Below are 12,996 nucleotides of genomic sequence, written 5' to 3'. Positions count from 1 at the left end.
GATCGAGCGATGCGGCGCCTCGACGATCCGACCTGCCCGGCCCGTCCGCTCGACGACGACGAACTGCGGGCCCTCTACGCGTATCCGGCCGATCTGCGGTCGCCGTGGATCCGGGTCAACTTCGTCTCCTCCCTCGACGGGGCCGTCGCCGTGGAGGGCCGCTCGGGTGGGCTCGGCACGCCGTCGGACAAGAAGGTGTTCGGGCTGCTGCGGGGCCTGGCCGACGTGATCGTCGTGGGCGCGGGCACGGCACGCGGCGAGAACTACGGCGGTGCCCGCACCAGCGCGGCGCTGCGGGAGCGGCGCCTCGAGGCGGGCCTGAGCGAGGTGCCGCCCGTCGCGGTCGTCACCGCCACATGCCACCTGGACCCCGGGTGCCGGTTGTTCACCGACACCACCGTCGCGCCGGTCGTCCTCACGTGCGAGACCGCGCCCGGGACCCGTCGTCGCTCTCTCGCCGCCGCCGGCGCGGACGTGCGGGTGATCGCCGAGCATTCGATCGACGGGCACGCGGTGCGCGACGCGCTGGCCGCGGCGGGCTGGACCCGCGCGCTGTGCGAGGGCGGGCCGCGGCTGTTCGGTCAGCTGATCGCCGACGGCGTGGTCGACGACCTGTGCCTCACGCTGGCGCCGCTGCTCGCCGCAGGTCCGGAGGGACGCATCGCCACCGCCCCGCAGACGGCGGTGACGTCGATGCGGCCCGCCCACGTCCTCGCCGACGACGACGGCACGGTCCTCACCCGGTGGATACGCGGGGAGCGGTGACGGGGCGGGGCCCCGCCAGGAGCTTCTGCACCACGTCGAGATCGCCGTGCGCCCGCAGCGTCGGCGCGACGCGGTCCAGCAGGCGGGCGAGCATGTCCCGGGCCGGGATCCGGGTGCCGGTGTGCACGTCCACCGCCGGGCCGTCGAGACCGTACCGGGCGGCGCTCCACACCGCCGCCGCACCGAGGTCCGGCTCGACCGGCCGCACCTCGACGCCACGGCGCAGATCGTCGAGAGCGGCGCCGACCAGGCCCCGGCCCAGGGCCGCCTGCAGGACCGTGCCGTCGACCGTTGGGGCGGTGTCGGCCGCGCGGATCTCCACCGTCGGCACGTGGACCGACGGCCGGGCGAGCCAGAACGTCATCCGGGAGTCGAGCAGCACCCCGGCGTCGACCAGGCGGGCGACGAGAGCGGCGGCGTGCTGCGCCGAACGCAGGTACGGGGGCAGACCGAAGCCGGGAAACCGGCTCTGCTGCACGATGCGCCAGCTCGCGTAGCCCGTGTCGCGGCCGCCGTGCCGCGGGGAGTTGGCGCCGAGCGCGACGAGCGTGGGCAGCCACGGGGTCAGGTGGTTCACCACGGCGGCCGCGGTGTCGCGGTCGGCGACGCCGACGTGCACGTGGCAGCCGCAGGCGTGGTAGTCGTCGACCAGCGCGCGGTACCGCTCGGCGATGGCGGCCCGCCGACCCGCCGCGACGAGGGTGCCGGGTCCGGCGTCGGACTCGGGGACCCCGACGGCGGCGACCCGCAGCCCGCATCGGCGGGCTTCGGCGTCGAGGGCGGAGCGGGACGAGGTCAGCCGGGTCCGCAGCTCCGCGAGGGTCCGGCACACCCCGCCCACGGCCTCGATCTGGGTCGGGTGCAGTTCGCCGACGAACGTCACCCCGGGCACCCCCGGAAGCCGGCCGCACACCGCGTCGAACCCCGGCGCGGGGTGACCCGTCGCCGGGTCGACGAGGAGGAATTCCTCCTCCACGCCCATGGTGACGCCGTCGCCCGGCGCCGCGCCGGAGGTTTCGGGGTTCATGGTTGCGGGCTACCCGTTGCCGCCGGCGGCGACACGCCGGCCGGTAGAGTCCGGACAGCATCCGGCGGAAGGAGTTCCCCATGCCCGACGACGTTCCCGAAGGATCCGCACGGTCCAGCGCGACGGCCGAGCGGATCGGCGAGCTCGCCGCCGACCGCGACCTGACCGTCGCGTGCGCGGAGTCGCTCACCTCCGGCGCCCTGGCCGCCCGGCTGGGCGCCGCGCCGGGCAGCGCAGGGTGGTTCCGGGGCGGCATCGTCGCCTATTCCCGGGCCGTGAAGCACTCGCTGCTGCGGGTGCCGGAGGGCCCGGTGGTCTGCGAGGCGGCGGCGCGCGCCATGGCCGAGTCGACGGTCGAACTGCTCGGCGCCGACCTCGCGGTGGCGGTGACCGGGGCGGGCGGCCCGGACAGCCAGGACGGGCAGGAGCCGGGCACGGTGTGGTTCGCCGTGGCCGGGCGCGGGCCGACGCACGCCGAGGAGAAGTTCTTCCCGGGGGAGCCCGAGGACGTGCTGGCCGAAACGGTCTTTCACGCGCTCACTCTGCTCGCGGATCGCGCGGCGAGCTGAGCGGGCCGGTGCCCGCCCGGCCGAGCAGTCGGGTGACGAGTTCGGTGACGAGTTCGTCGGGTGTGGCGTCGGCACCGATGGAGGTGGTGAGCAGGTCCAGCAGCAGCCCGTCGATCGCGTAGTGCAGCAGGGCGACCTCGAGCGCGGTGGCGGGTAACTGTGCGGCGTCGTTGAATTCGACGTCGAGCCGGTAGTTGCGGGAGAGCGTCGCGCCGAGCACCTCGGCGAGTCCCGGGCTTCTGCGGGACTCGAGGCGCAGTTCCATCAGGGCGACGGTCAGGTCCGGCTGGGCGGTGGTGCGCTCGACGAGGTATCGCATGTAGTCGATGTAGAGGTCGACGCTCGGGGTCCGGCCGGCGAGCGCCTCGAGCCGGTCCGGGTCGGGGGCGAGCCGCTCGAAGATGCGCGCACCGAGGGCGCCGAGCAGTTCGTCCCGCGTCGGAAAGTAGTTCGCGCAGGTGCCCAGGGGCACTCCTGCCTCCCGGTCGACGGCGCGGTGGGTCAGCTTGCGGGCGCCGTCCGCGCCGAGCACGCGCAGGCCGGCATCCGCGAGCTGTGCTCGGCGCTCCGGATTCGCTGCCATGAAAAAACTCTAGCATCGACTACAACACCTGTTGTAGTTTGACCACCACAGGTGTTGTAGTCGACGATCCGAGGAGCCCTTCGTGCGAAAACTGACCTACTACGTCGCGACCACGCTCGACGGCTTCGTCGCCGACCCGGCCGGCGGGTTCGACTTCTTCCCGGTCGAGGGCGACCACATGGGATACCTCCTGCGGGAGTTTCCGGAGACGTTTCCGGTCCACGCCCGCGGACCCCTCGGAATCGAAGGACCACCGAAGCACTTCGACGCTGTCGTGATGGGCCGGCGCACGTGGGAGCCCGCCCGCGACGCCGGGCTGACGAGCGCGTACCCGCACCTGCGGCAGTACGTGTTCACGACGACGATGACCCAGGCGCCGGACGAGACGGTCACGCTCGTGGCCACCGATCCGCTCGAGTACGTCCGCGACCTCAAACGCCAGGAGGGACTGGGAATCTGGCTGTGCGGCGGGGGCTCGCTCGCCGGGGCGCTGTTGCCCGAGATCGACGAACTGGTGCTGAAGGTGAACCCGATCGTCGTCGGCGACGGAATCCCGTTGTTCCGCCGCGGGTTCGAGCCGCACCGCTTCACCCGGCTCGAGACGAAGACCTTCGACAGCGGCGTCACGGTGTGCCGCTTCGCGTCCGGTGTGTCCTTTGGGCGGCCCTGACCGCCCAAAGGACACACCGGCGGCGCAGCCGCCTAGAGCCAGGCGGGATCGGTGTCGAGCGTGGTCCGGTCCAGGCTGTCGAGCAGGTCGAACTGCGGACCCGTCTTCGGCAGTTCGAACGCGAAGAAGTACCGGGCGGCGGCACGCTTGCCGTCGTAGAAGCCGCCCTCCCGGGTCCCGGCCGCGAGGAGCTGTTCGAGCCACATCCACGCGACGATCACATGCCCGACGGCCTCGAGATACACCGACGAATTCGCCAGCGCCACCTCGGGATCGCCGGTCGACCACAGCCGTGCGGTGGTCGCCGCGACACGCGTCACCGCCGCCTGCAGCTGCCCGGCGTAGCGGGCCGCGTCGCCCCCGGCGTCGACGGCCCGCGCGACGGTCCGCCCGATCGTCTCGCCGAGCAGCGCCAGCCCCGCCCCGCCCTGCATGACCACCTTGCGCCCGAGCAGGTCCAGCCCCTGGATGCCGTGCGTACCCTCGTGAATGGGGTTGAGGCGGTTGTCCCGGTAGAACTGCTCGACGTCGAATTCGCGGGTGTAGCCGTAGCCCCCGTGCACCTGGATCGCCAGGCTGTTCGCCTCGAGGCACCACTGCGACGGCCAGGACTTCGCGACGGGGGTGAGCATGTCGAGCAGCAGCCCGGCGCGGGTGCGGGCCTCCTCGTCCTCGGCGGTCTGCTGCTCGTCGACGAGCGTCGAGCAGTACAGCCCCAGCGCCAGCGCGCCCTCGACGTAGGCCTTCTGCGCGAGCAGCATCCGGCGCACGTCGGCATGCTCGATCAGCGGCACGGGCGGCGACGACGGGTCCTTGTCCCCGAGGGGGCGGCCCTGGGTGCGGGTGCGGGCGTACTCGAGGGACTGCAGGTAGCCGGCGTAGCCGAGCGACGTGGCGAGGAACCCGACGCCGATGCGGGCCTCGTTCATCATGTGGAACATGTACGCCAGGCCATTGTGCGGCTCGCCGAGCAGGTAGCCGACGGCGCCGGCGCGACCGCCGGGGGTGAAGGTGCCGTCGCCGAAGTTCAGCAGCGTGTTGGTGGTGCCGCGGTTGCCCATCTTGTGGTTGAGACCGACGAGGGCGACGTCGTTGCGCTCGCCGAGCTGCCCGTCCCCGCCGACGAGGATCTTCGGGACGATGAACAGCGAGATGCCCTTGACCCCCGCCGGACCACCGGGAATCTTCGCCAGCACGAGATGGACGATGTTCTCGGACAGCTCGTGGTCGCCGCCGGAGATCCACATCTTGGTGCCGGTGAGCCGGTAGCTGCCGTCGTCCTGCGGCACGGCCTTGGTGGTGATGTCCGCCAGCGACGATCCGGCCTGCGGCTCGGACAGGCACATGGTGCCGAAGAACCGGCCCTCGAGCAGGGACGGCACGTACGTGGCGATCTGCTCCTCGCTGCCGTGGGTGGCGATGAGGTTGGCGTTGCCGACGGTGAGGAACGGGTAGGACGAGGTGCCGGCGTTCGCGGCCTGGAACCAGGCCATCGCCGCACGCAGCACGGTGACCGGCAGCTGCATGCCGCCGAGTTCCTCGTCGAACGAGGACCCGATGAGCCCGGCCTTGGCGAACAGCTCCAGCGCCGCCTTGACCTCGGGGATGATCTCGACCTTGCCGTCGTCGCCGATCCGCGGCTCCTGGGCATCCGCCTTCTTGTTGTGCGGCGCGAAGTGCTTGGTGGCCATGTCCGCACTGAGGTCGAGGACGGCGTCGAACGTCTCCCGTGAGTGCTCGGCGAACCGCGTCCGCGCGGTGAGGGACTCGACGTTCAGCCACTCGTAGAGCAGGAAGTCGAGGTCACGCCGGGACAGGACGGGAGCGGGCATGGAGGTTCCTTTCACAGTGCCACGGATTCACTCAGCGGCCACAGATTCACTAAGCGCTCACTTAGTACAGCAACGACGGTGCATGATGTCAACGGACCAGCACGGCGACGGAGAGACCCCAGCATGATCGACACGCCCATCACCGACCGGGACGACCTCACCGGCATCTTCACCGAGGTCGAATCCGACGTCGCGCGTCGTCTCATCGGCTCGGCCGTGGAGTCCTTCGCCCGTCGCGGCTACCACGCCACCACCACCCGTGACATCTCCGTCGGCGCAGGCCTGAGCCCGGCCGCACTGTACGTGCACTTCAAGTCCAAGGAAGAGGTGCTGTTCGAGGCCAGCCGCATCGGGCACCAGCACGTCCTCGACGCCGTCGTCGCCGCGGCCGCCTCCGCCACCGAGCCGGCCGACCGGATGCGCGCGATCGTGGACGGCTTCGTGCGCACCCACGCCGTGCACCACACCGTCTGCCGGGTGGCGCAGTACGAACTGCACGCCCTCACCCCGGAGCATTACCGGACGATCGCCGCGATCCGCCGCGACACCGACGCCGTGATCCGCGCCGAGATCGAGAACGGCATCGCGGCCGGGGTGTTCACCGTCCGCGACGTGCCGACCACCGCCCTGGCGATCCTGTCCCTCGGCATCGACGTCGCTCGCTGGTACCAGCCGGGCCGTATCGACGTCGACACGCTCGCGGGCAACTACGTCGAGCTCGTCCTCGGCATGCTCGGCGCGGGCACAATGCAGGGGTGACCGAGCCAGCCACCGTCCTCGTCGTCGACGACGACGAGGACGTCCTCGCCTCCCTGCAGCGCGGGCTGCGCCTGTCGGGGTTCGACGTGCTCACCGCCGCGAGCGGCACCCAGGCGCTCGACGTCGTCGCCCGGCACCGCCCCGATGCGATGGTGCTCGACATGAACATGCCGGTCCTCGACGGCACCGGCGTGGTCACCGCCCTGCGCGCCGGCGGTCACGACATCCCGATCTGCGTGCTCAGCGCGCGCAGCACCGTCGACGACCGCATCGCCGGGCTCGAGTGCGGCGCCGACGACTACCTGACGAAGCCGTTCGTGCTCGCCGAGCTCGTCGCGCGGATCCGGGCGATGCTGCGGCGCAGCGTGCCGGGCGCTCCCGGCGCCGGCTCCGTCGTCCGGGTCGGCGGGCTCGAACTCGACACCGCGGGCCGCCGGGTGCGCATCGACGGCAGCGACGTGGAGCTGACCAAGCGCGAGTTCGAACTGCTCGAGGTGCTCGCCCGCAACGCGGGCATCGTCCTGAGCCGCGACCGCCTGCTGACCCTGGTGTGGGGCTACGACTTCGACGCAGACACCAACGTCGTCGACGTGTTCGTCGGCTACCTGCGCCGCAAGCTCGAGGCCGGCGGGCGGCCACGGCTGGTGCACACCGTGCGCGGGGTGGGCTTCGTGTTGCGGGATCAGGCGTGACACACCGTTTCTCGCTGCGTGCACGGGTCGCCGCGGCCACGGCGCTCGGCACCACGCTCGTCGTCGCGGTCCTGGGCGTGCTCGTCGCGCTGGCAATCACCCGGAACAACCTCGCGCAGCTCGACCGCCGCCTCGAGACGGCGACACAGGTGCTGGTCGCCAACGCCGGCACCGCCGGTCTGTTCCTGCCCGCCCTGGGCGACGCCGGCGCCTTCGCCGTCACCATCCGCACCGAGTCCGGGCGGTTGCTCAGCAGCACCCCGACCGAACTGCCGGTCCTCTCCCCCGGCGCCCACACCGTCGACCTCGGCGGCACCGCCTACCGGACGTACACCGCGCCGACCGACCGGGTGCCCTCGCTCCTGTCCGTCGCCGTGCCCTACGCCGAGGCGCAGGACATCACGACCGAGCAGCACCGGCAGCTCGCCGTCGCCGGTGCGATCGCCGTCGCGGTCGCCACGGCCCTCGGCTGGGTGTTCGGCGGGCGGGCCGTGCGTCCCCTGGTGGACCTCACGCGCCGGATCGTGGCCCGCGAACCGACGCTCGCGCCGCGGCGCTCCGGCATCCGCGAGGCCGACGAGCTCGCCGCCGCGGCCGGCGACATGCTCAGCGACGTCGCCCGCGCCCAGGCCGCCACCGACGCCGCCCTCGCCACGGCGCGGGACTTCGCGGCTGCCGCCGCCCACGAGCTGCGGACCCCGCTGACCGCCATGCGCACCGACCTCGAGGTGCTCTCCACCCTGGACGCGACCGGCGACGTCCTGAGCGTCGAGGAGCGCACCCAGATCCTCGCCGACCTCACCCGGACGCAGAGCCGCGTCGAGTCCACTCTCGCCGACCTCGAGCGGCTCGCCCGCGGCGACCTGTCCACCTCCCGGGACTTCGTGCCCACCGACCCGGTGGAGATCTGTGACGCCGCGGCCGCCGATGCGATGAGCCGGCATCCCGGCGTGCAGATCGAGGTGGTCGGCGAGACGGGACGCGAGATCCGGGCGCTGCCGAGCGGACTGCGGCTCGTCGTCGACAACGCCGTGGCGAACTCGGTGCGGCACGGCCACGCCCGCCGGATCCGGCTGGCGGTCACCGCCGACGGCACCGACACCGTGCTCACCGTCGACGACGACGGCCGCGGGGTGCCCGCCGACGAGCGCGGCGTGGTGTTCGAGCGGTTCCGCCGGGGCAGCGGCGCCGCCAGGGGCGGCTCCGGGCTGGGGCTGGCGCTGGTGGCGCAGCAGGCGGCGCTGCACGGCGGCGCGGCGCAGCTGGAGGCGAGCCCGCTCGGCGGGACCCGGCTGACGGTGCGGCTCGCCGGATCGGCGGGGTGAACGTTTTCCACCCCTCGGGTCACTACGACGCGGGACGGGGCGGGCGCAGGATCGTAGGCAGCCCCTCCACCGATCCCAGGAGATCCGAATGTCGAAGAGCCGCAAGCTGATCGTCACCGCCGCGCTGATCGTCCTGCCGGTCCTCGGCGGTGCCGGGACCGCAGCCGCGTCCTCGGACCACCGCGACGACCACGACCGCCGCGACCGTCACGACCGCGGTTGCGCCATCACGCATTTCGACAGGAACGGCAACTTCCAGCGCACCGAGTTCCGCAACCACGGCTCCCGGTTCGAGGGGCGGATCTGCCGCAGCGACGACCAGTGGCACTTCCTCGACAGCGGCGACATCGCCCCCACCCCCTTCGTCCGGCACTGACTCCCGCGGGAATCCCCCGCATGCGACGGAGCCCCGCATCGCGACAGGCGATGCGGGGCTCCGGCCGTGGGCGGGACCTACTCGGTGCCGAGGAGGTCGATGACGAAGACCAGGGTCTTGCCGCCGAGCGGGTGCCCGGACCCGGCCGGGCCGTAGGCGAGCTGCGGGGGCACCGTCAGCTTGCGGCGACCGCCGATCTTCATGCCGGGGATGCCCTCCTGCCAGCCGGGGATGAGCCGGCCGAGCGGGAACTTGACGGACTCGCCGCGGGCGAACGAGGAGTCGAACACCTCGTTCGTGTCGTACTCGACGCCGTGGTAGTGCACGTCGACGACCGACCCGGGCTGCGCCTCGGTCCCGTCCCCGACGGTGATGTCCTCGATCACGAGCTCGGCGGGAGCCGGGCCGGTCGCCGGCTCGATCTCCGGCACCTCGGGCTTGGCCTCCACCCCGAGCAGGTCGATGACGAAGACCAGGGTCTTGCCGGCGAGACGGTGACCCGAGCCGGCCGGGCCGTACGCCATCTCCGGCGGGATCGTCAGCTGCCGGCGGCCACCGACGCGCATGCCGGGGATGCCCTCCTGCCAGCCGGCGATCAGGCCGCTGAGCGGGAAGGTGATGGATTCGCCGCGGCTCCACGACGAATCGAACTCCTCGCCGGAGTCGAACTCGACGCCGACGTAGTGGACCTCGACCTTGGCTCCGGGCGTCGCCTCGGCGCCCTCGCCGACGGTGAGGTCCTTGACCACCAGGCCGGTCGGGGCGGGACCCTCCTGGAACTCGATCTCGGGCTTGCTGCTCATGTATCGGTCTTCCGGTAGGGGACGGGTCAGCGTGCGTCGATGCTGTTGTAGTCGCGCTCGGTGTAACCGGTGTAGATCTGCCGCGGGCGGCCGATCTTCAGCGTCGGGTCGGAGTGCATCTCGCGCCAGTGCGCGATCCAGCCCGGCAGGCGGCCGAGTGCGAACAGCACCGTGAACATGCGGGTCGGGAAGCCCATCGCCCGGTAGATCAGACCGGTGTAGAAGTCGACGTTCGGGTACAGCTTGCGCTCGATGAAGTAGTCGTCGGTGAGCGCGGCATCCTCGAGGGCCTGCGCGATCTGCAGCAGGTCGTCGTCGCCGCCCAGCTTGGCGAGCAGGCTGTCGGCGGTCTTCTTCACGATCGCCGCCCGCGGATCGTAGTTGCGGTAGACGCGGTGTCCGAAGCCCATGAGCTTGACGCCGTCTTCCTTGTTCTTGACCTTGCGGACGAACTCCTTGACGTCGCCCCCGCTGGTCTTGATCTCGTTGAGCATCTCGAGCACGGCCTGGTTGGCGCCACCGTGCAGCGGGCCCCACAGCGCGTTGATGCCGCCGGAGATCGAGGTGAACAGGTTGGCGTCGGAGGAACCGACGAGCCGCACCGTGGAGGTCGAGCAGTTCTGCTCGTGGTCGGCATGCAGGATCAGCAGCATGTCGAGGGCCTGGGCGATCTCGGGATCGACCTGGTACGGCTCCGCCGGGAAGCCGAAGGTCATGCGCAGGAAGTTCTCGACCAGGTTCAGCGAGTTGTCCGGGTACAGGAACGGCTGACCGACGGACTTCTTGTAGGCGTAGGCCGCGATGGTCGGCAGCTTGGCCATCAGCCGGATGGTGGACAGCTCCACCTGCTCCGGGTCGTCGGGATCGAGCGCGTCCTGGTAGTACGCCGACAGGGCGTTGACGGCGCTGGAGACGACGGGCATCGGGTGCGCGTTGCGCGGGAAGCCGTCGAAGAAGCGCTTGAGATCCTCGTGCAGCAGCGTGTGCCGGCGGATCTTGTCGGTGAAGACCTCGAGCTGCTCCGCGGTGGGCAGCTCACCGTAGATCAGCAGGTAGCTGACCTCGATGAACGTGGACTTTTCCGCCAGCTGCTCGATGGGGTATCCGCGGTACCGCAGGATGCCCTTCTCCCCGTCGATGAAGGTGATGGCCGACGTGGTGGAGGCGGTGTTGACGAAACCGGGGTCAAGGGTGGTGTACCCGGTCTCCGCAAGGAGCTTGCCCAGCTCGATGCCGTCGTTGCCTTCCGTCGCCTTGGCGATAGACATTGTGTGCTCGCCACCGGGGTAGCTGAGGGTGGGTCGGGTGTCATTCTCAGCGGGCACGAAGGATCCCTCTCAAGCTCAGATCAACGCGATTCTTCCGAACATTCACGTAGAACCTAGCCCTTGCGCAGGCCATGTGCCCAGGGAGGGTCCGTCGAAGGTCCCGGATCGCGCCGGATCGGCGGTGTGCCACGACGGCACCGAAACCGTCGGTCGTGCCCCCCGCAACGGCGCTCACCTGCGTCGATATTGCATATCACGTTCCCTGCGCCGTCGCGGTGAGCGCCCGTCGGCGTGTCCGCACCGCCGGTGCACCGGCGGTGCGGGAACCGGTCACGCGGCCGGCAGGGCGGTCAGGCCCCACCGGCCCGTCCACGTCTCCCCGGGCTGCAGCACGACGAGATCGATGCCGAGATTGAAGGCGTCCGGCGGACACGTCATCGGCTCGAGCGCCAGGGCCCGCCCCCGCCCCGGATATTCGAGCTCGGGGACGGCACCGGCGGTGAACACCTGCAGCCAGGCGAACTCGCGCCCGGCCCACAGTTGCACGCCCCTGCCGTCCGGGCCCCGCAGGTCGTGCCGGGCCCGGCCGTCCACGTCCACGTCCAGCGCGCTGTAGGGGGCCTCGAGCTCGACCCCGCGCAGCGGCCGCGGCGCGGTGAAGTCGAACTCGGTGCCCTCGACCGGCTGGGAGTACGCGTTCGGCAGTCCGCGCCCGGGGTCGAGCGGCAGCCGGGTGCCGGCGGCCAGGCGCAGCGTGCACTCGTCGAGCGGGGCGTCGCCCGCACGCACGTACGGATGCACCCCGAGCCCGAACGGCGAGTGGTAGCCGCCCACGTTGGTGGCGGTGTGCGTGACGGTGAGTCCGTCGTCGCCCACCTCGTGGGTCGCGGTGAGCCGCAGCTGGTACGGCCACCCCTTGTGCAGCCCCACATCCAGCGCCTGCTCGATGCGAGAATCGTTGTGGGAAACCAGAACCCAGTCTCGATGCCAGGCGAACCCGTGCACCGCGTTGCCGCGTTCGGGTTCGGTGAGCGCGAGCTGATGCTCGATGCCGTCGAAGTAGAAGTGCCCGTCCCGGATGCGGTTCGGCCACGGGGCGAGCACCGTGCCGGAGCGCAGCGGGGGCCGCTCGTTCTCCGGCCAGCTCTCCGTCAGCCGGTACGGCCCGGTCGCCGATTCGTGCTCGAGCACCCGCAGGGCCGCCCCCGAGCTGGAGACCTCCGCGCGGTACCCGCCCCCTCGGATCCGGTAGTTCTTCGGATCGGACATGGGCCCAGTGTCCCGCGGACGGACTCAGCGGGTCAGGGATTCGACGATCACGGCTGTGGCCTCGGCGATCGCGGCGTTGTCGTGCGCGGCGTCCGGCAACCCGGTGACCGAGTCGCTGAGGAGCACGAGCACGAGCGGCGAACCGTCCGGGGACCACAGCACCCCGGCGTCGTTCACGGTGCCGTACCGGCCGGCCCCGGATTTGTCGGCCGCGGTCCAGCCGGCCGGCAGCCCCGCCCGGATGCGCTGCCCGGAGGTGACACTCGCCCGCATCCAGCCCGTCAGGGTCTGCTGTCCCGCCGCGGGCAGGCCGGACCCGAGCAGCAGCTCCCGGTAGCCGCGCGCGAGACCGGACGCGGTGGAGGTGTCGCGCACGTCGCCGGGCTCGGCGCTGTTGAGCTCGGGCTCCCAGCGGTCGAGGGTCGTGACGGTGTCGCCGAGCGACCGGGCGAAGGCGGTCACGGCGGTGGGCCCGCCCAGCCGCCGCAGCAGGAGGTTGCCGGCGGTGTTGTCGCTGCGGGTCAGGGCGGCGTCGCACAGTTGCGCCAGCGTCAGGGTCCGGCCCTGCGCCTCGGAGGTGACGGGCGAGTTCTCGACGATGTCCGCAGGATCGACCGGAACCGTGTCGTCGAGCCGCAGACTGCCCTGCGATTCGAGCCGCAGGATCGCGGCGGCCGCGTACACCTTGAACGTCGAGCACATCGCGAACCGGTCGTCGGCCCGGCGGGCGTACGTCAGCCCGCGCCCCGGATCGTGGGCGAGCACGCCGAGCCGGACCCGGCGACGCTCCTCGAGGTCGGCGAGCACCGCGTCGAGCGGGGCGAACCGCGCGCCGGCCTCCGGCCCCGGCGGCGGCACCGTCGCCTCGGTGCGCGCGCCGCACGCCGCGGCGGCGGAGAGCGCCGAGGCCGCCAGCGCGGAGACGAGGAACCGGCGGCGGGTCAGCGGAGAGGGATGGTCGCGTCGAAGTCGAGTCACCGCCGCACAACACCATCGCGGCCGCGGCGGACGCCAATACCGAACGCCGCCACCATCGAGTCGGCAGCGCTATCGCCGCA

At 71.8% G+C, this 12,996-nt stretch carries 14 protein-coding genes and 1 pseudogene; 7 read left to right on the top strand and 8 right to left on the bottom strand.

Going from position 1 to position 12,996, the window contains the following annotated elements; all coding sequences use genetic code 11:
• The first annotated feature begins 9 nt into the window (after positions 1-9).
• Positions 10-765, top strand: coding sequence for a pyrimidine reductase family protein (locus HFP48_RS07000; RefSeq protein ID WP_006936076.1), 756 nt, complete (start codon positions 10-12; stop codon positions 763-765).
• Here HFP48_RS07000 and HFP48_RS06995 read toward each other — a convergent pair.
• Entirely contained in the window at positions 737-1,792 is a 1,056-nt protein-coding gene (locus tag HFP48_RS06995) for a YbdK family carboxylate-amine ligase (RefSeq protein WP_168579276.1), read from the bottom strand. The genes HFP48_RS07000 and HFP48_RS06995 overlap by 29 nt on opposite strands.
• Positions 1,793-1,872: 80 nt before the next feature.
• Between HFP48_RS06995 and HFP48_RS06990 the strand changes: the two genes are divergently transcribed.
• Entirely contained in the window at positions 1,873-2,361 is a 489-nt protein-coding gene (locus HFP48_RS06990) for a CinA family protein (RefSeq protein ID WP_006936080.1), read from the top strand.
• Here HFP48_RS06990 and HFP48_RS06985 read toward each other — a convergent pair.
• Positions 2,330-2,944, bottom strand: coding sequence for a TetR/AcrR family transcriptional regulator (locus HFP48_RS06985; protein ID WP_168579275.1), 615 nt, complete (start codon positions 2,942-2,944; stop codon positions 2,330-2,332). The genes HFP48_RS06990 and HFP48_RS06985 overlap by 32 nt on opposite strands.
• Before the next feature lie 82 nt (positions 2,945-3,026).
• Between HFP48_RS06985 and HFP48_RS06980 the strand changes: the two genes are divergently transcribed.
• Complete coding sequence (locus HFP48_RS06980; RefSeq protein WP_161996940.1) at positions 3,027-3,614, top strand: dihydrofolate reductase family protein; 588 nt, start codon at positions 3,027-3,029, stop codon at positions 3,612-3,614.
• 32 nt (positions 3,615-3,646) lie between these two features.
• Here the strand turns inward: HFP48_RS06980 and HFP48_RS06975 are convergent, their stop codons facing one another.
• The gene (locus HFP48_RS06975; protein ID WP_168579274.1) at positions 3,647-5,446 is read right to left on the bottom strand and encodes an acyl-CoA dehydrogenase; all 1,800 of its coding nucleotides are present in this window, start codon (positions 5,444-5,446) and stop codon (positions 3,647-3,649) included.
• 123 nt (positions 5,447-5,569) lie between these two features.
• Between HFP48_RS06975 and HFP48_RS06970 the strand changes: the two genes are divergently transcribed.
• The 4 genes from HFP48_RS06970 (at position 5,570) to HFP48_RS06955 (ending at position 8,598) form a co-directional block, all read left to right on the top strand.
• Positions 5,570-6,205, top strand: a complete 636-nt coding sequence (locus HFP48_RS06970; protein ID WP_006936086.1) for a TetR/AcrR family transcriptional regulator — start codon at positions 5,570-5,572, stop codon at positions 6,203-6,205.
• Entirely contained in the window at positions 6,202-6,897 is a 696-nt protein-coding gene (locus HFP48_RS06965) for a response regulator transcription factor (RefSeq protein ID WP_006936087.1), read from the top strand. Before HFP48_RS06970 ends, HFP48_RS06965 begins: the two co-directional genes overlap by 4 nt.
• Positions 6,894-8,222, top strand: a complete 1,329-nt coding sequence (locus HFP48_RS06960) for a HAMP domain-containing sensor histidine kinase (protein WP_168579273.1) — start codon at positions 6,894-6,896, stop codon at positions 8,220-8,222. The genes HFP48_RS06965 and HFP48_RS06960 overlap by 4 nt, the downstream gene beginning before the upstream one ends.
• Before the next feature lie 88 nt (positions 8,223-8,310).
• A complete protein-coding gene (locus tag HFP48_RS06955) occupies positions 8,311-8,598 on the top strand; it encodes a hypothetical protein (RefSeq protein ID WP_029541836.1) in 288 nt (95 codons plus the stop codon).
• A 77-nt stretch (positions 8,599-8,675) separates the two neighbouring features.
• Here HFP48_RS06955 and HFP48_RS31515 read toward each other — a convergent pair whose 3' ends face one another.
• The 5 genes and pseudogenes from HFP48_RS31515 to bla all read right to left on the bottom strand — a co-directional run bounded on the left by HFP48_RS31515 (position 8,676) and on the right by bla (position 12,916).
• The gene (locus HFP48_RS31515) at positions 8,676-9,047 is read right to left on the bottom strand and encodes an FKBP-type peptidyl-prolyl cis-trans isomerase (protein ID WP_230304611.1); all 372 of its coding nucleotides are present in this window, start codon (positions 9,045-9,047) and stop codon (positions 8,676-8,678) included.
• Between the two features lie 3 nt (positions 9,048-9,050).
• Positions 9,051-9,401 (bottom strand): annotated as a pseudogene (locus HFP48_RS31510) (FKBP-type peptidyl-prolyl cis-trans isomerase); the annotation flags it as partial.
• 26 nt (positions 9,402-9,427) lie between these two features.
• Positions 9,428-10,726, bottom strand: a complete 1,299-nt coding sequence (locus HFP48_RS06945; RefSeq protein WP_037200579.1) for a citrate synthase — start codon at positions 10,724-10,726, stop codon at positions 9,428-9,430.
• A 273-nt stretch (positions 10,727-10,999) separates the two neighbouring features.
• Positions 11,000-11,938, bottom strand: a complete 939-nt coding sequence (locus tag HFP48_RS06940) for an aldose 1-epimerase family protein (protein ID WP_006936095.1) — start codon at positions 11,936-11,938, stop codon at positions 11,000-11,002.
• 24 nt (positions 11,939-11,962) lie between these two features.
• Positions 11,963-12,916: a class A beta-lactamase gene (gene bla / locus HFP48_RS06935; RefSeq protein WP_210432810.1), complete on the bottom strand. Its 954-nt coding sequence runs from the start codon at positions 12,914-12,916 to the stop codon at positions 11,963-11,965.
• Between the last annotated feature and the right edge of the window lie 80 nt (positions 12,917-12,996).

Source organism: Rhodococcus sp. DMU1 (assembly GCF_012272955.1).
Lineage (GTDB): Bacteria > Actinomycetota > Actinomycetes > Mycobacteriales > Mycobacteriaceae > Rhodococcus > Rhodococcus aetherivorans.
Note: the sequence above shows the minus strand (reverse complement) of the source record. Positions and strands in the feature narration are given on the sequence as shown.

Coding starts and splice junctions, on each gene's coding strand:
- HFP48_RS07000 (WP_006936076.1), top strand. CDS start 10: ATGCGGCGCCTCGACGATCCGACCTGCCCGGCCCGTCCGCTCGACGAC.
- HFP48_RS06995 (WP_168579276.1), bottom strand. CDS start 1,792: ATGAACCCCGAAACCTCCGGCGCGGCGCCGGGCGACGGCGTCACCATG.
- HFP48_RS06990 (WP_006936080.1), top strand. CDS start 1,873: ATGCCCGACGACGTTCCCGAAGGATCCGCACGGTCCAGCGCGACGGCC.
- HFP48_RS06985 (WP_168579275.1), bottom strand. CDS start 2,944: ATGGCAGCGAATCCGGAGCGCCGAGCACAGCTCGCGGATGCCGGCCTG.
- HFP48_RS06975 (WP_168579274.1), bottom strand. CDS start 5,446: ATGCCCGCTCCCGTCCTGTCCCGGCGTGACCTCGACTTCCTGCTCTAC.
- HFP48_RS06970 (WP_006936086.1), top strand. CDS start 5,570: ATGATCGACACGCCCATCACCGACCGGGACGACCTCACCGGCATCTTC.
- HFP48_RS06955 (WP_029541836.1), top strand. CDS start 8,311: ATGTCGAAGAGCCGCAAGCTGATCGTCACCGCCGCGCTGATCGTCCTG.
- HFP48_RS06940 (WP_006936095.1), bottom strand. CDS start 11,938: ATGTCCGATCCGAAGAACTACCGGATCCGAGGGGGCGGGTACCGCGCG.